The following is an 18,855-nucleotide window of genomic DNA, read 5'->3' as shown; positions in this document are numbered from 1 at the left end:
TCCTCCTTCTGTGCCGGTCCAGACCAGCCGGACCCTCGTACGATCGCCACCAAAACGGACGACCGACAATATTGTGACGGGTCCGGCGACCCCGCCGACGACCGTTCATCTCCCCCGGACCGCTCTTATTCCCCCATTGGGCACGAAACTGCGCTTAAAGTCGGAAACCGCGCGCTCAGGCCCATTCGAAGAGCTGGTCACCGGCGTGCACCGCCCCCAGCGTGACCCCGGTGACCGCGCCGGACAGCGCGTCGAGGGCGACGACCGGGCAGACCGGCGACCGGCCGCCCGCCTCGACGACCGCGGGGTCCCAGGCCACCACGGGCTGACCGGCCGCGACCCGATCGCCCTCCGACGCCAGCAGCTCGAAACCCTCGCCCTTGAGCTGCACGGTGTCGATGCCCAGGTGCACGAGCACGCCCTTGCCGTCGTCGCCGACGATGACGTACGCGTGCGGATGCAGTTTCATGATTTTTCCGGCTATGGGGGCCAGGGCCTCGCCCGGCCCCCTGAATGGGTCGATCGCCGTTCCCGGGCCGACCATGCCCGCCGAGAACACCGGGTCGGGCACGGCTGCCAGCCCCACGGCCTCCCCCTCGACCGGGGCGAGAACAGTCGTCATGATCTCGCCCTTAGCCGATGATGTCCTCGATGTCGCTGGCCATGGTGTCCGCCTCCGGCCCGACGACGACCTGGACCACGTTCCCCGTGGCCATCACGCCGTGCGCGCCGGCGGCCTTGAGCGCCGCCTGGTCCACCTTCGAGGCGTCGTGCACCTCCGTACGCAGGCGGGTGATGCAGGGCTCGATGTCGATGATGTTGCCGGCGCCGCCCAGCGCGGCGATGATCGCGTTCACGTCCGCCGCCATCAGGTCCTCCCTCGGGTCACCTCTCCGACCAGGCTAGATCAGTCGGTCTGGGTGACCTTGTTCAAGCCGCGCGGCGCGTCGGGGTCGACGCCGAGCCGGCGGGCCAGCGCCTCGGTGAGCAGCTGTCCCGGCACGATGAGGCCCATCGGGGCCACCCACTCGGGCAGGTCGGGGCCGTTGAGCGCGGCCGTGCCCGCCTGCGCCAGCGCGCCGCCGCCGCCGATCGTGTACGCCGCCGCGCCCGCGGCCACCACCCGCTCGGCCAGCGCCACGGTGCCCTGGAGGGTCGGGCTGTTCTCGGAGGCGACCAGCAGCGCCGGGGTGTCCTCGTCCACGACCGCGATGGGGCCATGCAGCAGGTCGGCGTACGACAGGCCCATGGCGTGCAGGTAGCAGGCCTCCTTGAGCTTGAGCGCGGTCTCCAGCGCCGTGGAGAAGGCCAGGCCGCGCCCGGAGACGACCACGCCCGGCTTGTCCAGCAGCCCCTCGACGACGGCGTCCAGGTCGCCGGGCTCCGCGATGAGCTTCTCCACGGCCTCGGGCACCCGCCGCAGGTCGTCCATGTCCACGTCGGCGCCCAGCCCGATGGCGAGCACCGCGAGGGCGGCGAGCTGCGTCGTGTACGTCTTGGTCGCCGGCACCGCCTTCTCCTCGCCGGCCACGGTGCACAGGGCCACGTCGGCGGCCTGCGCGAGCGGGCTCCGGTCACCGCCGTTCGTCACGGCGACGGTCCTGGCCCCGCAGTCCTTGGCCCAGCTCAGCGTCTCGACGATCTCCTCGGTGCGTCCCGACTGCGAGATCGCGACGGCCAGCACCCCGTCGAGGTCGAGCCGGCGCTTGTACGTCGTCGCGATCGACGGCGCGGCCAGCGCCGCCAGCCGCCCGGCGTGCGCCTCGACAAGGTAGCGCCCATAGACTGCGGCGTTGTCGGAAGTGCCGCGCGCGATGAACAGCAGCTGGCGGGTCTGCTCGCCCAGAGCCTTGATCTCGCCGGCCTTGGGGAGCAGGGAGTCCAATGTGTTCCGCAACGCGGTCGGCTGCTCGGCGATCTCGCTGCGCATCTTGGTGGTCATCTCGCGCTCTTCCCTCAACTCATGCGGTTTCAGACTTGACCGTCTTTTGCGTCTTATGGTGGTCTAGTCCGGACTAGACCAGTACGAACCATAGCTCATAGCCCAGACAGAGACGAGGGGAGGATCCGTGGCGCACATCGATCCGGACAGCCCGGTGCCCAAATACTTCCAGCTTCGCGAGATCCTGCTGGACCTCATCGACAGCGACGAGTTCGGCATCGGCGCGGCCATCCCGTCCGAGCGCGAGCTCTGCCAGCGCTTCGGCCTGTCCAGGATGACCGTACGCCAGGCCGTCGACCACCTCGTCTCCGAGGGCCGGCTGCACCGGGTGCCGGGCAAGGGCACGTTCGTCGCCCGGCCGAAGATCGAGCTGGCCCTGCAGCTCACCTCGTTCACCGACGACATGCGGGCCCGCGGCATGATCCCCGGCTCGCGCGACCTCGACCGCCGCGTGGTGCGCGCCAGCGCCCACCTGGCCAAGGAGCTGGGCATCCAGCCGGGCGAGGAGGTGCACTTCATCGAGCGGCTGCGGACGGCCGACGGCGAGCCGCTGTCCATCGAGCGGGCGCACATCCCGGTCAAGCTCGCACCCGACCTGGCAGACTACGATCTGTCGGATAAATCACTGTACGAGCTGCTGGAGCGCCGCTACGGGCTCGTCATGGACGCCGGCGAGCTCACCATCGACGGCGGCCTGGCCGATCCCAGCGACGCCGACCTGCTGAAGCTCCCCCGGGGCGGCGCCGTCCTGCTGCTGCAGCGCCGGTCGTTCTCCGGCGGGGTGTGCGCTGAGCTGGGCGTGTCCACCTACCGGGCCGACCGCTACCAGTTGCGCACCCTCCTGGAGGGGCCGGCCCGCCGGGGCTGACGCCGGCCCGGGTTCGCCGCGCCGTACGACCCCCCAGTCCCCGGCAGAGATGCCTCCGGAGGAACGCCCGGTGAACGAGACCACCGCCGCCCGGCCATCGCCGTTCGCCCGCACGATGAGCGTGCTCCAGCGGCTGGGCCGCTCCCTGATGCTGCCCATCGCCGCCCTGCCCGCCTCAGCCCTGCTGCAGCGCTTCGGCCAGCCCGACATGCTCGGCGCCAACGGCGCCGAGCCGGGCGGTCTGGCCGACGTGGCGGGGCTGGCCTGGATGAGCCAGGTCGCCGAGGTGCTGGAGGCCGCCGGGGCGGCCCTGTTCGAGAACCTGCCGCTGCTGTTCGCCGTCGGCGTCGCCATCGGGTTCGCCCGCAAGTCCGACGGCTCCACCGCGCTCGCCGCCGTCGTCGGCTACCTCGTCTTCGACCGGGTGACGAAGGTGATGTTCGCCGGCTCGGACATCAAGGAGACCGTCCTGATCAAGGAGGTCCAGCCCGACGGCATCAAAGAGATGATCAACTACGGCCTCCAGAACCCCACCAGGGTGCTCGGCGGCATCGTCATCGGGCTGCTCGCGGCGCTGCTCTGGCAACGCTTCCACCGCATCAAGCTGCCGGCGTGGCTGGCGTTCTTCGGCGGGCGGCGTTTCGTCCCGATCGTCACCTCCATCGCGGCGCTGCTCATCGGCGTGCTCTTCGGCTGGCTGTGGCCGGTGATCGGCGAGTGGATCAGCCACGCCGGCGAGGCGCTCGCCTCCATCGGCCCCGTCGGCACCGGCGTCTACGGCCTCATCAACCGCCTGCTCATCCCCCTGGGCCTGCACCACTTCGCCAACTCCGTCGTCTGGTACGTCGTGCCGCAGTGCGAGGTGAACGGCCGCGTCCTCGGCGGCGACTGGAACTGCTACTTCGGCGGCGACCCGCACTCCGGCGAGTTCATGGCCGGGTTCTTCCCCATCATGATGTTCGCCCTCCCGGCCGCCGCGCTCGCCATGTGGCGGGCGGCGCCCAAGCACCGGCGCGCCACCGTGGGCGGCATCATGCTGTCGGCGGCGCTCGCCTCGTTCGTCACCGGCATCACCGAGCCGATCGAGTTCGCGTTCATCTTCGTGGCGCCGCTGCTGCTGGTCGTCCACGCCGTACTGACCGGGCTGGCGATGGCGGTGACCACCCTGATCGGCGGCCAGCTCGGCTTCGGCTTCTCCGCCGGCCTGCTCGACCTGCTGTTGAACGCCAGCAAGTCGAACACCGAGAACTTAGCGGGCATCCTGGCGATCGGCGCGGTCTACGGCGTCCTCTACTACGCCGTCTTCACGTTCCTCATCCGCCGCCTCAACATCCAGACCCCCGGCCGCGAACCAGAGCCCGACGTCGACTCCGGCGAAACCTGACGGCGTCCCTCCGCGCCGCCGGCCCGACCCCGGCGGGACCTGTCGGCCTTGCCCGGCACCCCCGCGCCCGGGCGGGACCTGACGGCGTTTCCCCCGTTCTCCCCCAGGGCAGGAAACCGGCGATCCCCCGCGACGCGAGCCGGGCGTGTGAGGCCGGCGCGGGAAGAGGGGTGATCGACGACCGTGCCGCCCGCCTGGACGTCCGCGGCGTTCGCGGTGCTGCAGCGCATCGGCCGCTCGCTCATGATGCCCATCGCGGTCCTGCCGGCCGCGGGACTGCTGTTCCGCTTCGGCCAGCCCGACCTGCTCGGCGCGGACGGGCTCGGCGGCACCCTGCCCTGGCTCCTCCCCGTGGCCGGCGTGCTGGCGGCGGCCGGCGGCGCCCTGTTCGAGAACCTGCCGCTGCTGTTCGCCGTCGGCGTCGCCATCGGGTTCGCCCGCAGGTCGGACGGCTCCACGGCCCTCGCGGCCCTGGTCGGCTACCTGGTTTTCGACCGGGTGACCAAGACCCTGTTCTTCGAGGCCGGCCACGGCGCCGTCTACACCAAGGTCGCCGTCACCCTGCACGACGGTACCCCCGCGCTCGACCTGGGCGTCCAGAACCCGACCGGCGTCCTCGGCGGCATCGTCATCGGCCTCACCGCCGCCCTGCTCTGGCAGCGCTTCCACCGCGTCAAGCCGCCATCCTGGCTGGCCTTCTTCGGCGGACGCAGGGCCGTACCGATCATCACCGCCGTCGCCGCGCTGCTCATCGGCGTCGCGTTCGGCCTGGTGTGGCGCCCGATCGGCGACGGGCTCTCGCACGTCGGCGACTGGCTGTCGGCGAACGGCACGGCCGGCACCGGCATCTACGGCGTCGCCAACCGCCTGCTCATCCCCATCGGCCTGCACCACTTCCTCAACACCATCGTCTGGTTCACCCTCCCCGAGTGCCACGCCGGCGTGCGCGGCGCCACCAGGGACGCGGCCGGCGACCTCAACTGCTATTTCGCCGGGGAGCAGGGCGCCGGGATCTTCATGACCGGCTTCTTCCCCGTCATGATGTTCGGCCTGCTGGGCGCGGCCATCGCGATGTGGCGGGCCGCGCCACCCCATCGCCGCAAGGCGGTCGGCGGCATCATGCTGTCGGCCGGGCTGACGGCGTTCGTCACCGGCATTACCGAGCCGCTGGAGTTCGCGTTCATCTTCGTCGCGCCCGTGCTGTTCGTCCTGCACGCGCTGCTGACCGGCCTGTCGATGGCGCTGATGGCCGAGCTGGGCGCGAGGCTCGGCTTCACGTTCTCCGGCGGCGCCATCGACCTGGCCCTGAACGCCACCAAGTCCAACACCCACGGCGTGCCGCTGATCCTGGCGTTCGGCGTGCTCTACTTCGTCCTTTACTACGCCCTCTTCGCGGTCCTCATCCGCCGCCTCGACCTGCCGACTCCCGGCCGCGAACCGGATACCCCGGATAAGGACACCGCGCAAACTCCCTGACCTGCGGGCCCCAAACCTTTTAGGACGCTCTCATGACGCCGACGTCTCCGCCCGCAAATGATCAAGCCCACCCCAAGACCACTCCAACTTGCTGCCGACTTCCGCCGCATCGGCGGACATACCTCGCCCCCACCCGCCGAAGTTGGTGCCGTTTGTATTCTTCGGCCGGACCGAAAACTCCTTATAACGATTCTTTCTTCGCCGTTGAGTTGGAGGTTTCGCATGGCCCTCAGCCCCATCGCCGCAGCGCCGTACGACGAGGGCCCCAGCACCCACGGCTCCCTGGCCCTCGACCGCCCTCCGATGGTGTGGGGCCCGGCGGGCACGCCGCCCGACGAGCGCCGGTTGCGCCACCTCAGCCAGGCCGTGGCCGAGGTGCTGGCCGGCCGCCGCCCGCCCGAGAGCGTCGCCGACCGGCTCACCGACAGCGCCTATCGCGGCCTGGTGAAGGCGGGCCGCATGTACAACAGCGACCGCCCGCCGTTCGCCGGCCGCGTCCACCTGACCGAACCCCGCGACGGCGCTCTCGAACTGTGCACGGTCATCCACTGCACCACCCGCGACCACGTCCTCGCCCTCCGCCTGGAACGCCGCGGCATGCAGTGGATCTGCACCGACGTCGAAACCGCCTGAGAACGCGAGAACCCCCGCTCTCGCAAGAGCGGGGGTTCTGCAGTCGCCTTGTCGGCTCAGGCGGCGTTCTTCGGGTCGCCGTGGCAGCGCTTGTACTTCTTGCCCGACCCGCAGGGGCAGGGCGCGTTGCGCTCGACGTTGCCGTACGCCGCCCGCTCCTCGGAGGTGGTGCGCACCTTCACGTGCTCGACGTCGCCCTGCTCACCCGGCGCCGTGTACTCGAGCTCGGCCGGCCGCTGCGGACCGCGCAGCCCACGCGCGATGATCGAACGCGTCTCCGCGATGGCGGCGTCCTCCTCCTCGACGATCGGGTTCTCCTGGACCTCGACCTCGAGGTTGAACAGGAAGCCGACGGAGTCCTCCTTGATGCCCTCCAGCATGGCGGAGAACATCTCGAAGCCCTCGCGGGCGTACTCGATCTTGGGGTCCTTCTGCGCGTAGGCCCGCATGCCGATGCCCTCGCGCAGGTAGTCCATCTCGTAGAGGTGCTCGCGCCACTTGCGGTCGAGGACGGACAGGATCACCCGGCGCTCGAGGTCGCGCATGGTGTCGGGGCCGAACTCCTCCTCCCGCCGGTCGTAGGCGGCCAGCGCGTCGGCCTTGATCCGCTCGCTGATCAGCTCGGCGGTCAGCTCCTCGCGGTTGCCGGCCTCCTCGACGAGGTCGTCGATGCGGACGCCCACCGGGTAGAGCTCGCCGAACGCCTTCCACAGCTTCTCGAGGTCCCACTCCTCGGCGAAGCCCTCGGCGGTGGCGCCCTGGACGTAGCCCTCGATCACCTCGCCGATGAAGCCCCGCACCTGCTCGTGCAGGTCGGCGCCCTCGAGGACGCGGCGGCGCTCGGCGTAGATGACCTTGCGCTGGCGGTCCATGACCTCGTCGTACTTCAGAACGTCCTTGCGGATCTCGAAGTTCTGCTGCTCGACCTGGTGCTGGGCGGAGGCGATGGCCTTGGAGACGATGCCGGACTCGATCGGCTGGTCGTCGGGGATGTTGAGCCGGGTCATGATCATCTCGACCCTGGCCGAGTTGAACAGGCGCATGAGGTCGTCGCCGAGCGACAGGTAGAAGCGCGACTCACCGGGGTCGCCCTGACGGCCGGAACGACCGCGGAGCTGGTTGTCGATGCGGCGCGACTCGTGGCGCTCGGTGCCGAGGACGTAGAGGCCGCCGAGCTTGGTGACCTCGTCGTGCTCGGCCTTGACCGCCGCCCGCGCCTTCTCCAGCGCCTCGGCGTACGCCTTCTCGTACTCCTCCGGCGTGTCGACCGGGTCGAGCCCGCGCTGGCGCAGCTCCAGGTCGGCGCGGAACTCGGAGTTGCCGCCGAGCATGATGTCGGTGCCTCGACCGGCCATGTTGGTGGCGACCGTGACGGCGCCCTTGCGGCCCGCCTCGGCGATGATCGACGCCTCACGCGCGTGGTTCTTCGCGTTGAGCACCTCGTGCGGCACGCCGCGCCGCTTGAGCGCCTTGGACAGCCGCTCGGACTTCTCGACCGAGGTGGTGCCGACGAGCACCGGCTGGCCGGCCTCGTAGCGCTGCTTGATGTCCTCGACCACCGCGTTGAACTTGGCGTCCTCGGTCTTGTAGACCACGTCGGGCTGGTCCTTGCGGATCATCGGCCGGTTGGTCGGGATCGGGACGACGCCGAGCTTGTACGTCTGGTGGAACTCGTTGGCCTCGGTGGTCGCCGTACCGGTCATGCCGGCGAGCTTCTCGTAGAGGCGGAAGTAGTTCTGGAGGGTGACCGTGGCGAGCGTCTGGTTCTCGTCCTTGATCTTCACGCCCTCTTTGGCCTCGATGGCCTGGTGCATGCCCTCGTTGTAGCGGCGGCCGTGCAGGATGCGGCCGGTGAACTCGTCGACGATGAGCACCTCGCCGTCGGCGACGATGTAGTCCTTGTCCTTCTTGAACAGCTCTTTCGCCTTGAGCGCGTTGTTCAGGAAGCCGACCAGGTGGGTGTGCTCCGGCTTGTAGAGATTGTCGATGCCGAGCCAGTCCTCGACCTTCTCGACGCCCGACTCCAGGATGCCGACCGTGCGCTTCTTCTCGTCGACGATGTAGTCGCCGGTGCTCTCCTCGCCAGGGTTCTTCGCCTCGACGCCCCTGCGCAGGCGGGGCACGATCTTGGCGAACTCCTGGTACCACTTGCCCGACTGCTCGCCGGGGCCGGAGATGATCAGCGGGGTGCGGGCCTCGTCGATGAGGATCGAGTCGACCTCGTCGACGATGGCGAAGAAGTGGCCGCGCTGCACGCACTCGTCGAGCGTCCAGGCCATGTTGTCGCGCAGGTAGTCGAAGCCGAACTCGTTGTTGGTGCCATAAGTGATGTCGGCTTCGTACTGCTTGCGCCGCTCGTCGGGCTGCTGGCCGGAGACGATGCAGCCGACCTCGAGGCCGAGGAAGCGGTGGACGCGGCCCATGGTCTCGGCGTCACGCTTGGCCAGGTAGTCGTTGACCGTGATGACGTGGACGCCCTTGCCCGCGATCGCGTTGAGGTAGGACGGCAGCGTACAGGTCAGCGTCTTGCCCTCACCGGTCTTCATCTCGGAGATGTTGCCCATGTGAAGGTTGGCGCCGCCCATGATCTGCACGTCGTAGGGCCGCTGGCCGAGCACGCGGCGAGCCGCCTCGCGCACGGTGGCGAACGCCTCGGGCAGGAGGTCGTCGAGACTCTCGCCGTCCGCGTGGCGCTGGCGGAACTCGTCCGTCAGTGCGCGCAACTCCGCGTCGGACAGGCTCGTGAAGTCGTCCTCGATGGAGTTGACCTGGTCTGCGATCCGCTTGAGCTTGCGCAGGATCTTGCCTTCGCCGGCACGTAGGATCTTGTCGAGAATGGCTGCCACTTTATGTAAAGCTCCTCGCAGGTCTACCCCGGCGGCGCCGCCAGGAGGAGAGGCCGAGACAAACTTCCCCGCCTGCCATCGTAGGCGGTTCCGCAACCAGACACAGCCACCGTGCCGACGAGGGCACGGAACGGGTCTGGGAGAATGGGGGGAAGGCAGAGGGTATGCCGGTGGAGAGCCGGCTCGCACCAATTGCGGGATTTCCGGCAAAGGAAGGATTAGTCATGGTTGAGGGGAAGAAGTCGGAGCAAACCGAGCATCTCGGCAGCCACGGCGGGCGCGCGTCCTCGTGGCTCGCGGTGACCGTGATGCTGGTGGGAACGGTCGTCGCCGGCTTCGGCTTGACGGCCGACAACTGGACGGTCGTCTGGATCGGTGCCGGTGTGTTCGTCGTCGGCGGAATCCTCGCCCTCGTCTTCGACATCTTCACCGACGTCGTGATCGACGCGCCCCGGGTGGGGATGCGCGCCGAGGATCACCGCTGACGCAGGCATCGGTGATCGACGCGCCCCGGGTGGGGATGCGCGCCGAGGATCACCGCTGACGCAGGCATCGACCGGCGGGCGCCCGATCACCGGGCCGCCCGCCGTTTCCATATCCTGACCTTTACGTCTACACCCGGGCGTGTCCCCCGGCACAAACCACCCCATTTCCCCCGACGACGCTTCCGGCGTGTCATCAACCTGCGCTGTCCGACCTCGCTCCACCTGCGGCACCCAGCGGCACTCGCCCAGGCGTCGCCGGAAGGATCGCCCGATGCATGCTCCAGCCCTCGTAGGGGGTGATCCGGCGAGCGAGCTGGTTCCGTTCTCCTCAGGCGGTCGACCGGCAAGCGCGGAGGCTATGCCCCTCACAACCCTGGCCTTGTGTGGACGTCTGCCGCCCGAGCCAGGGCCTGGCCGTGGGGCCAGGCGGGCAGGGGCGGGCGGTTTTGTCGGTGGGCGCCGCTAGATTGCTCGCATGCATCGCCGTACGGACCCGCAGCCATGAGCGACGTCACCGACCTCACCCCCGACGAGGCCCGCCGCATCATCCTCCGCGCGCAGGGCCTGATCGGCGCCGACGCGCGCAAGGGCGGGGTGCACGCCATGCTGCGCAGGCTGGGCGCCGTGCAGCTCGACACCATCTCGGTGCTCGCCCGCTCCCACGAGCTGGTCGCCTACGCCAGGCTCGGCGCGGTCGGCCGGCCCGCGGTCGAGCGCGCCTACTGGCACGACCCGGCGCTCAGCTTCGAATACTGGTGCCACGCCGCCTGCCTCCTGCCCATCGAGCACTGGCCCCTCTACTCGTTCCGCCGCCGGGCCTACCGCGCGCGGAAGCAGCGCTGGCACGAGGTCCCCGACGGGGTCGAGAAGCTGCTCGACCAGGCCCGCGAGTTCGGCCCGCTGACCACGTCCGACGTGGGCGGCGCCAAGAACGGCGGCCCGTGGTGGGACTGGTCCGACTCCAAGATCGGCCTGGAGTGGCTGCTCGACATCGGCGAGCTGGTCTGCACCCGGCGCGTCGGCTGGCGCCGCGTCTACGACCTGGCCGAACGCGCCGTCCCGCCGGAGCTGCTGGCCGAGGAGCCGTCCGACGAAGAGTGCATCACCCGCCTGACCGCCATCGCGGGCCGCAGCCTCGGCGTCGCCAACCGCACCGACCTCACCGACTTCATCCGCGTCAAGGGCCGCTTCGGCGAGATCCTCGACGAGGCCCTCCACAGCGGTGCGGCCGGGCTCGTGCCGGTGACGGTCGCCGGCTGGCCGGGCAAGCGCGGGCGGCCCAACGCCTGGGCCGACCCCGCCGCCCTGGCCGCCGAGCCCCGCGGCCGCCACCGCACCACGCTGGTGTCGCCGTTCGACTCCCTGATCTGGCATCGAGGCCGCACCGAGCGGGTCTTCGGCTTCAACTACACCCTTGAGCTGTACGTCCCCAAGCACAAGCGCGTCCACGGCTACTTCACCATGCCCGTGCTGGCCGGCGGCCGCCTCATCGGCCGGGTCGACCCCGCACGGGAGGGCTCGACCCTGGTGGCTCGCCAGCTCAGCCTCGAACCGGGCCTCTCGGCAGGCAAGTGGGCCGACGCCATGCGCGAGGCCCTGTGGTCAGCGGCCTCATGGGTCGGCTGCGACGACGTACGCGTCGAACGCGCCGACCCAGAACTCCTTTCACTCCTCAACACGCCCTAACCCCACCCGCCGAGCCCTGTGGCGCGCCACGGGTACGGCCGTATGCCCGGGGACCACACAGCCACACCTCAGGGACTCGGCTGCGCCACCGGGCATGGCAAGGTGAGCGACGGACTCCTGAGGCGGCGTTACGTCACGCACTCGGCCGGGTGCGGTGCCCGACGGAAAGCGGCCTGCGGTGCGTACGGATGCTGGAGAGGCAGGCGCCGCCGGCCGGCGGTCTGGTCGCTGGGGGCGGGATGGGGGGCAAGTGGGGTCAGGTGATTTCCAGCATGCGTTCGCGTACCGCGTAGACCACGGCTTCCATCCGCGAGTGCAATTGCAGTTTGTCGAGGATGTTGCGGACGTGGTTCTTCACCGTGTTCTCGGAGATGAACAGCTGCTTGGCGATCTCCCGGTTGTTCATGCCCTTGGCGACGAGCCGCAGCACTTCCATCTCCCGGTCGGTCAGCCGGGGGACGGGCAGCTGGGGCGGGCGTTCGGCCTCCTTGCGGCTCATGTTGGCGAACTCGCTGATCAGCTTGGCCGCCATCGCCGGGTTGATTAACGACTGACCCTCGTGCACGCCCCGCACCGCGGCGGGTACGTCGTTGATCTGGACGTCCTTGAGCAGGTAGCCGGTGGCTCCCGCCTTGATGGCCTCGAAGAGGTCCTCTTCCTCGTCGCTCACCGTGAGCATGATGATCCGGGTGCTCGGGACGGAGGCCTTGATGCCCTTCGTGGCCTCGATGCCGTCCTGCCGGGGCATGCGCACGTCCATGAGCGCGACGTCAGGCATGAGGCGATCGGCCAGTTCGACCGCCTCCTGCCCGTCGCTCGCCTCACCGACCACCTCGATGTCAGGCTCCGCGGCCAGCGCCAGTGCCAGGCTCCGCCTGATCAGCTCGTGATCGTCCACGATCAGCACGCGGATCGGCTCGCTCGCCTGTGTGCGGGACTCGCCAGACTCGGTCACGAGGCCTCCTTGATCCGCCTCGCGCCTGACATTCCCTCGTTTCGCTCGCTCACCTGCGCCTGACTGAGCTCGCTCACGTCTCCTCCTCGTCGGGGGGCCAGAGCCGTTGAACCGCCATGATGGCATGTACCCGGCGGTTCTCGGGTGGTCGAGAAGATCTTTCAGCGCGCGATCAGGGCTCTACGAGCCGCAGCACGCCGTAGTTGTACCCGCGTCTGTTGTAGACGACGCACGGCTGCCCGCTCTCCTTGTCACGGAACAGGTAGAAATCGTGTCCTACCAGCTCCATTTCCAGGAGGGCCTGGTCGATGGTCATGGGTTCGGCTCGGTGGAACTTCTCGCGGACGATGAGCGGCCCGTCGCCGTCCATCTCGATCGGGACGATGTCGTCGTAGAGCTGGTCGCTTTTCTCCTGCCGCTCGTCCTCTTCGGCCTCGGCCTGCTGGGGGACGGCGGTCTGGGCGCGCGGCGCCGGCTCGACGGCGCCTGGGAGCGTCCTGGTGATCTCCGCCACGGAGGGCGGGCAGTGGTTGCCGTGATGGACTTTGCGCCGGTCGGCGAGCCTCCTGAGGCGGCCTTCCAGCTTGTCGAGGGCTAGGTCGAGGGCGGCGAAGCGATCGTCGGCCGACGCCTCGGCGCGGATCGCGGGCCCTCGCGAGTGAATGGTGAGCTCCACGCGCTCGCGCTGTCCGGCGAGACGCGGGTTGCGTTCCTTCGACACCTCCACATCGACCCTGATGAGTTTGTTGTCCAGACGTTCGATCCTGGCCAGCTTGGTCGTCACGTGGTCGCGGAACCGTTCACTCACTCCTGTGTGCCGGCCCTTGACGATGATGTCCATGCAACAGCCCCCCTTCGGTCTAACGACTGAGCAAGAGCGCCCGACGACGGGTGCGCCGGACGGGGTGCACTGTTCGCCTTTCTCTCACCGTTCCCCTTTCCGTCGTCGCGTCACCGGGTTCTCGGGCGGCACCCGCCCGGCCGACCTGGTCTTCGACCCCACATTCGCCTGCTGAGGGTCTCGCAGCGCTGTCGCCACTACTGCCCTTCTCTTCTGACGGGGGACATCTGGACCCCCGGGAAGGCAGGACTTACCCCTAAGCCGCACCGTGATCGGTCGACAAAGAGTCGCCTTACGTGGACCGTTTTGCCTGCGGCTGGCATCGGCTAGCAGAGCCGGGGACCCCGACCCTGCGCAACCACGGACCCGAACGGGTGCCATGTCAGAACGCTATCCGCATCCCGCACGAATGTCAGCCGGAGCCCTGCCCGAAGGATCACTTTCCGTGATTTCCCCTGGGTGGGTAAGCGACGTGCGATGCAGGGGCCAACCGGTCGGGATCCCTTGTGCGGAAGCAGGTCCGGTGTGTCCGGAGTGGAGCACAGGGGTGACAGGACAGAGACATGTGACCTCGTGGGCAGTTGGTGAAAACGATCTTTTCTCACGGACGGTGACCGTAATAATCCTCAAGATCTTCGGCGTGTCGCGGCGGCGGTCACGGCCAGTGGCGCCCGCACGCCCGCCGCTCGTAATGCCCGCGCCGCCTCGGCGAGCGTGGCCCCCGTGGTGACGATGTCGTCCACGAGCAGCGCAAAGGCTCCTGGAGGGGTTTTCGCGGCGCGTATGACCTCAAGGGACCCCGCCAGGTTGGCGGCCCTCTCCGTGCCGCTCAGGGCCGCCTGGTCGGTCACGCCGCGCGCCTGCCCCAGGCCCGTCCACACCTCGGCCGCCAGCCCGGACGCCCGCAGGCGGGCCGCCACCAGCACCGCCAGCCGCCCCACGGGGTCGTGCCCCCTCCCCCTGCGCACCCGCCGTGAACCGGGCACGGGCACCACCGCGAAGCCGCCCTGCACCCGCCCGAGCGCCATCACGGCCGTGAGCGCGATCGCGTCCGCAAGCGCCCCGGCCACCGCGACCGCTCCCCGCTCCTTGTAGGCCAGGATCATCCTGCGGACCACCCCGTCGTACGGCGCCGCCGACCAGCAGTCGGGCAGGCCGGCCGGCGCCGGCACGGGGATCCGCCGGGCGGGCGCGACGGTGAGCGCGCCCTGGCAGCGGGCACAGCACGACGCCCCCTTCGCCCCGCACCCCACGCAGGAGGCGGGCAACACCAGATCGAGTACGTCGCTCAGCACGCGGCCCAGCATGCCGCCCGCCACCGACAATTCCGCGGCGGAGAGCGCGTCGTCAGCCCAGGGGGAACAGGGGCTCGGCGGCGTCGGACTCGATCTTGGCGGTCCAGGTCTGGCGGTCCGGGTTGAGCTCAAGGATCTTGGCGTCGCCGCCGCTGCCGACCGCCGCCAGGATGCGATCGTTCAGGGCGGCCAGCGAGGTGACGCGGTCCTTGAGCGGCACGCCGCTGGTCTGCCCGTCGCCCACGTTGATCTCGTTGAGTATCTGCCCGGCCTTGCTCTCCACCAGCACCAGCAGCCGCAGGTCGTCGGCCCAGGCCACGTCGGTGATCTGGTCGCTGCCCTCGGTGGTGGTCAGGGACTGCAGGTTGCCCAGCTCGACCCCGCCGCCCTCGCCGATGAGCGCCCCGATCTGGACGGTCTCGTCGTCGATGGTGACCACCACCCGCACGCCGTCCCTGGCGATGCGCAGCCCGGTGATGTTCAGGCCGACGAGCTGCTTGGGCGTGGGGACGACGTCGGGGCCGCGGCCGCTCTTGGGGTCGTAGCGCAGCAGGTTGGCGTTCTTGCGGTCGTACGTCCATAGGGTGCCGTCTCTGCGCCAGGTCGGCGGCGTGAGGTCACCGCCCTGGATGACCTGCTGCCAGCGCCCGTCGGGGCTGAGCCCGGCGACCGAGACGCCGGTGGAGGTGCGCGCGGCGACCGAGACGCCGCCGGCGTCCTTGGAGACGGCGAAGTGGGAGTAGCCGTCGCGCTGCTCGCCCGCCGCCCCCGCCACGGCGCCGGCGGCGCCGTCCTGGCCGAGGTAGTGCAGGGCGCCGCGGCTGACGTAGTAGGCCCGCTCGCCGCCGTCGCCGAGCCAGCTGTCCTCGGTGTTGGGGCGGTCGGTGATGTACGGCTCGCCGTCCACCTGGACCTCGATGATGCGGCCCTTGGCGATCTCGTTGTTGTTGAGGCTGTGCCTGATCTGGGCGCGCAGGGCGTCCTCGGCGCTCAGGTCGAGCACGTCGAAGTCGCCCGAGAGGTTGATCACGACGCGTTCCTCGCCCGAGCGGATCGACTCGATCGCGCTGCCGGGCGGGAAACCGGTGGTGACCGCGCCGCGCAGGGCCTCGGTCGGCGGCTTGAGCAGCCGCTTGAGCACGGTCTGCGCATAGGTCTCGGTGGTCTTGAGCCGCAGGCGTACGCGGTCGACGACCAGGGGCGGCTGCCCGTCGCGTCCGAGGTAGTAGAGGTTGGTCGGCCGGTACGCGCGGGCGACGTCGGCGGCGGTCAGCAGCAGCCCCTGGGGCAGGCTGTTGACCCGGAAGCCGCCGTTGGGGTCCCTGACCAGCTCGAAGTCCTGCGACCACGGCCCGGCGGTCGGCTTGTACGAGTCGTCCTCGTTGATCTGCGCCACCCACCGGCCCTTGACGGTGATCTTCATGGCGGGCTCGGTGCCGTCCATCGAGGCGGGCGGCACGACCTCGTACAGGTCCTCGATGACCGTCACGGGCCCCGCGGCGCTCCACTTCTGCCGCGCCTGCGGCGTCAGGTACTGCTGCAGGACGGCAGGGTCCTCGGGGTAGGCGGCCATCGCGCTCTGCAGGCCCCTGAACGTCTCCATGGGCCCCCACGCGCGCTGCGGCCCGATGGCGATCATGCGCTGGAACGGCTTGGTCAGCGGGTCGCCGGCGCCCTCGTCGTTCACCGTGTACGGCGCGCTCGGCGGGATGACCGAGCACCCGGAGCCCGCCAGCACGGCGACCACCGCGAGCAGGGCCGTCGTGGCCAGCCGTCTAGTCCTCGTCATGACCGGCCCCGTCTGCGGAGGCGGGCAGGAGCACGGGCGTCATGGAGGTCCGCCACGTACGCCGCATCTCGATCTCGGGCGGCACCAGCGACAGCGGCGAGCCCTTGAGGTCGGCCCCGGCCGTGCGCGGCAGCGTGAGCCGGAACTGGGAGCCCTCGCCGGGCTGGCCCCACGCCTGGAGCCAGCCGCCGTGCAGGGTGGCGTCCTCGCGGGAGATGGCCAGGCCGAGCCCGGTGCCGCCGATGGTGCGGGCCCGCGACGGGTCGGCCCGCCAGAACCGGTCGAACACCATCGTCTCCTCGCCGGTCTTGAGGCCGATGCCGTGGTCGCGTACGGCGACGGCGACGGCGTCGCGGTCGGCGCCGACGGTGACCACGATGTCGCGGCCCTCGCCGTGCTCGATGGCGTTGAACAGCAGGTTGCGCAGGATGCGCTCGACCCGCCTGTTGTCGATCTCGGCCATGCAGGGCTCGTTGGGCAGCCGCAGCTCGAAGCGGGTGGAGTGGCGCTCGGCGAGGGCTTCGGAGTCGCCGATGGCGCGCAGCACGACGTCGCGGACGTCGACGGGGTCGAGGTCGAGGGTGGCGGCGCCGGCGTCGTAGCGGCTGATCTCCAGCAGGTCGGCCAGCATCGACTCGAAGCGTTCGAGCTGGGCCTGCATCAGCTCGGCCGAGCGCGAGGCCATGGGGTCGAAGTCCTCGCGGGCGTCGTAGAGCAGGTCGGCGGCCATGCGGACGGTGGTGAGCGGGGTGCGCAGCTCGTGGGAGACGTCGGAGACGAACTGCCGCTGCACCTGGGAGAGCTCTTCGAGCTGGTGGATCTTGAGCGCGAGGTTGGCGGCCATTTCGTTGAACGAGTTCGCGAGCCTGGCCAGGTCGTCCTCGCCGCGTACTTTGAGCCGTTCGTCCAGCTTGCCGGCGGCGAGGCGCTCGGCGGCCTGGCGGGCCAGGCGTACGGGGGTGACGACCTGCCTGGCCACCAGGTACGCGATGGCGGCGAGCAGCATCACCAGCCCGAGCCCCACCACGACGATGGCCAGCCGGACGTTGGAGAGCATCTCTTCTTCCTCGGTCATCGGGAAGAAGTGGTAGACCTCGTAGTTGCGGCCGTCCGGCTGGTGCACGGCGCCGACCACCACGAACGTGAGCCTCGGCTGGCTCTCGCCGGAGAACTTGATCGTCTGGATCGAGGCGACCGTCTTGTCGAAGCGGTGGTTCTTGATGTTGCGCCGCAGGCTCTGCTTGAGCCCCTCAGGCACGTTGGCGGGCACGACGTTGCCGGACGCCCGCGACTCCCCCGGGGTCGTCAGGTTGAGTATCAGCACGTCGTAGCGCTTGCCCGAGCCGTCCTCGCCGGTGCCGGCGACGGTGTTCATGACCTCGTCGAGCCGGTTGACCACGCCCTGCTTGCCGGTGTCGGTGGACTGGGCGGGGTCGTCGGTCTCGGGGGCCAGCGCGTCGGCGATCTGCAGCCGGTCGGTGAACGCCTCGTTGGTGGCCGACTGGGTGCTGCTGTCGACCACAGAGCGGTAGATCTGGCCGTACAGGAAGGTGCCGAGCACCACCACGACGATCACCGAGATCACCAGCGTGCTGGTGACCACCTGGAGCTGGAGCGAGCGCCGCCAGACGCTGCGCGTCCTGCCCGCCGCACGCCGAACCCGCCGGCGGACGCCGCCGAGGATCTGGCGAAGCGTCCGTCTGCGGGTTTTACGTCTCGTCGTCGGGGGCATGGCGGAGCGGAACGAGGGTCAGGCCGGGCCGGCTTTGTAGCCCACGCCACGGACCGTCACGACGATCTCGGGGTGCTCGGGGTCCTTCTCGATCTTGGCCCTGAGCCGCTGCACGTGGACGTTGACCAGCCGGGTGTCGGCGGCGTGGCGGTAGCCCCACACCTGCTCGAGCAGCACTTCGCGGGTGAAGACCTGGCGCGGCTTGCGGGCCAGCGCCACCAGCAGGTCGAACTCCAGCGGCGTGAGGTTGATGGTCTCCTCGCCGCGCTTGACCGAGTGGCCCGCCACGTCGATGGTGATGTCGCCGATCTGCAGGATCTCGGGGGTCGGCTCATCGGTACGGCGCAGCCGCGCCCGCACCCTGGCGACCAGCTCCTTCGGCTTGAACGGCTTGACGATGTAGTCATCGGCGCCCGACTCGAGGCCGAGCACCACATCGATCGTGTCGCTCTTCGCCGTGAGCATGACGATCGGAACCCCCGACTCCGCCCTGATCCTGCGCGCGACATCGATGCCGTCGGCTCCCGGCAGCATCAGGTCGAGCAGCACCAGGTCCGGGCGTGTATCCCGGAACGCGTCGAGGGCCTTGTCGCCATCGGAGACAAATGACGGCTCGAAGCCTTCCCCTCGCAGCACGATCCCCAGCATCTCGGCGAGAGCGGCGTCGTCGTCGACGACCAGCACGCGACCTTTCATGGCCCCTCATTCGTTCTACGCATTGTGGGACATACCCGCACGATCGCTGAAGGTTACCCTTGGTCGGCCCATGAGTGTGACCTGAGCCCTACATAAGGCGAATTTTAGGTCCGCCCCCGCGACCGCAATCTCAGTCTGCGGTAACAAGGCGACTTTCGGCCATCCCTGGACGCGAACCTTGCCCCGATTCGTCAACCAATGTGGTCAAGATGAGGCGGCGATTCCGC

General features: G+C 69.6%; 16 protein-coding genes. 6 read left to right on the top strand and 10 right to left on the bottom strand.

From position 1 onward, the window contains the following. Positions 1–175 precede the first annotated feature (175 nt). From AB0K18_RS33180 to AB0K18_RS33170, 3 genes are read right to left on the bottom strand one after another with little or no spacing between them, the layout of a single operon-like run. Positions 176–622: a PTS glucose transporter subunit IIA gene (locus AB0K18_RS33180; protein ID WP_364922292.1), complete on the bottom strand. Its 447-nt coding sequence runs from the start codon at positions 620–622 to the stop codon at positions 176–178. Positions 623–632: 10 nt separating this feature from the next. Next, positions 633–869, bottom strand: coding sequence for a PTS glucose/sucrose transporter subunit IIB (locus tag AB0K18_RS33175; RefSeq protein WP_345396624.1), 237 nt, complete (start codon positions 867–869; stop codon positions 633–635). 38 nt (positions 870–907) lie between these two features. Beyond that, positions 908–1,942: an SIS domain-containing protein gene (locus tag AB0K18_RS33170; protein WP_364922289.1), complete on the bottom strand. Its 1,035-nt coding sequence runs from the start codon at positions 1,940–1,942 to the stop codon at positions 908–910. A 127-nt stretch (positions 1,943–2,069) separates the two neighbouring features. Here AB0K18_RS33170 and AB0K18_RS33165 point away from each other — a divergent pair, with 127 nt between their 5' ends. The 4 genes from AB0K18_RS33165 (at position 2,070) to AB0K18_RS33150 (ending at position 6,303) form a co-directional block, all read left to right on the top strand. Beyond that, a complete protein-coding gene (locus AB0K18_RS33165) occupies positions 2,070–2,810 on the top strand; it encodes a GntR family transcriptional regulator (protein WP_345396618.1) in 741 nt (246 codons plus the stop codon). Positions 2,811–2,880: 70 nt separating this feature from the next. Then, complete coding sequence (locus AB0K18_RS33160; protein WP_364922286.1) at positions 2,881–4,194, top strand: PTS transporter subunit EIIC; 1,314 nt, start codon at positions 2,881–2,883, stop codon at positions 4,192–4,194. A 183-nt stretch (positions 4,195–4,377) separates the two neighbouring features. After that, the gene (locus AB0K18_RS33155; RefSeq protein WP_364922283.1) at positions 4,378–5,670 is read left to right on the top strand and encodes a PTS transporter subunit EIIC; all 1,293 of its coding nucleotides are present in this window, start codon (positions 4,378–4,380) and stop codon (positions 5,668–5,670) included. Between the two features lie 222 nt (positions 5,671–5,892). After that, a complete protein-coding gene (locus AB0K18_RS33150; protein WP_345396612.1) occupies positions 5,893–6,303 on the top strand; it encodes an Rv3235 family protein in 411 nt (136 codons plus the stop codon). Between the two features lie 56 nt (positions 6,304–6,359). On the opposite strand, the gene secA is transcribed toward AB0K18_RS33150, so the two are convergent. Continuing rightward, on the bottom strand, positions 6,360–9,149 hold the full coding sequence (secA, locus tag AB0K18_RS33145) for a preprotein translocase subunit SecA (protein ID WP_364922279.1): 2,790 nt from the start codon (positions 9,147–9,149) through the stop codon (positions 6,360–6,362). Positions 9,150–9,373: 224 nt separating this feature from the next. Here secA and AB0K18_RS33140 point away from each other — a divergent pair, with 224 nt between their 5' ends. Continuing rightward, positions 9,374–9,634, top strand: coding sequence for an HGxxPAAW family protein (locus AB0K18_RS33140; RefSeq protein ID WP_345396606.1), 261 nt, complete (start codon positions 9,374–9,376; stop codon positions 9,632–9,634). Positions 9,635–10,135: 501 nt separating this feature from the next. Beyond that, positions 10,136–11,320 (top strand): crosslink repair DNA glycosylase YcaQ family protein, encoded by a 1,185-nt coding sequence (locus AB0K18_RS33135; protein ID WP_364922276.1) that lies wholly within the window; start codon positions 10,136–10,138, stop codon positions 11,318–11,320. A gap of 256 nt (positions 11,321–11,576) precedes the next feature. On the opposite strand, the gene AB0K18_RS33130 is transcribed toward AB0K18_RS33135, so the two are convergent. The 6 genes from AB0K18_RS33130 to mtrA all read right to left on the bottom strand — a co-directional run bounded on the left by AB0K18_RS33130 (position 11,577) and on the right by mtrA (position 18,628). Continuing rightward, complete coding sequence (locus AB0K18_RS33130) at positions 11,577–12,275, bottom strand: response regulator transcription factor (RefSeq protein WP_364365329.1); 699 nt, start codon at positions 12,273–12,275, stop codon at positions 11,577–11,579. A 172-nt stretch (positions 12,276–12,447) separates the two neighbouring features. Then, the gene (gene raiA / locus AB0K18_RS33125; protein WP_364555142.1) at positions 12,448–13,116 is read right to left on the bottom strand and encodes a ribosome-associated translation inhibitor RaiA; all 669 of its coding nucleotides are present in this window, start codon (positions 13,114–13,116) and stop codon (positions 12,448–12,450) included. Positions 13,117–13,742: 626 nt separating this feature from the next. Continuing rightward, positions 13,743–14,411, bottom strand: coding sequence for a phosphoribosyltransferase family protein (locus tag AB0K18_RS33120; RefSeq protein ID WP_364922272.1), 669 nt, complete (start codon positions 14,409–14,411; stop codon positions 13,743–13,745). A 52-nt stretch (positions 14,412–14,463) separates the two neighbouring features. Next, positions 14,464–16,200, bottom strand: a complete 1,737-nt coding sequence (locus AB0K18_RS33115; RefSeq protein WP_364922269.1) for an LpqB family beta-propeller domain-containing protein — start codon at positions 16,198–16,200, stop codon at positions 14,464–14,466. Further along, complete coding sequence (mtrB, locus tag AB0K18_RS33110) at positions 16,187–17,932, bottom strand: MtrAB system histidine kinase MtrB (protein WP_364922267.1); 1,746 nt, start codon at positions 17,930–17,932, stop codon at positions 16,187–16,189. The genes AB0K18_RS33115 and mtrB overlap by 14 nt, the downstream gene beginning before the upstream one ends. 18 nt (positions 17,933–17,950) lie before the next feature. After that, entirely contained in the window at positions 17,951–18,628 is a 678-nt protein-coding gene (mtrA, locus tag AB0K18_RS33105) for an MtrAB system response regulator MtrA (RefSeq protein ID WP_043620615.1), read from the bottom strand. Between the last annotated feature and the right edge of the window lie 227 nt (positions 18,629–18,855).

The organism is Nonomuraea sp. NPDC049421, assembly GCF_040677005.1.
Classification (GTDB): Bacteria; Actinomycetota; Actinomycetes; order Streptosporangiales; family Streptosporangiaceae; genus Nonomuraea; species Nonomuraea salmonea.
The sequence above is the reverse complement of the archived record's forward strand: the minus strand, read 5'-3'. Positions and strand labels throughout refer to the sequence as shown.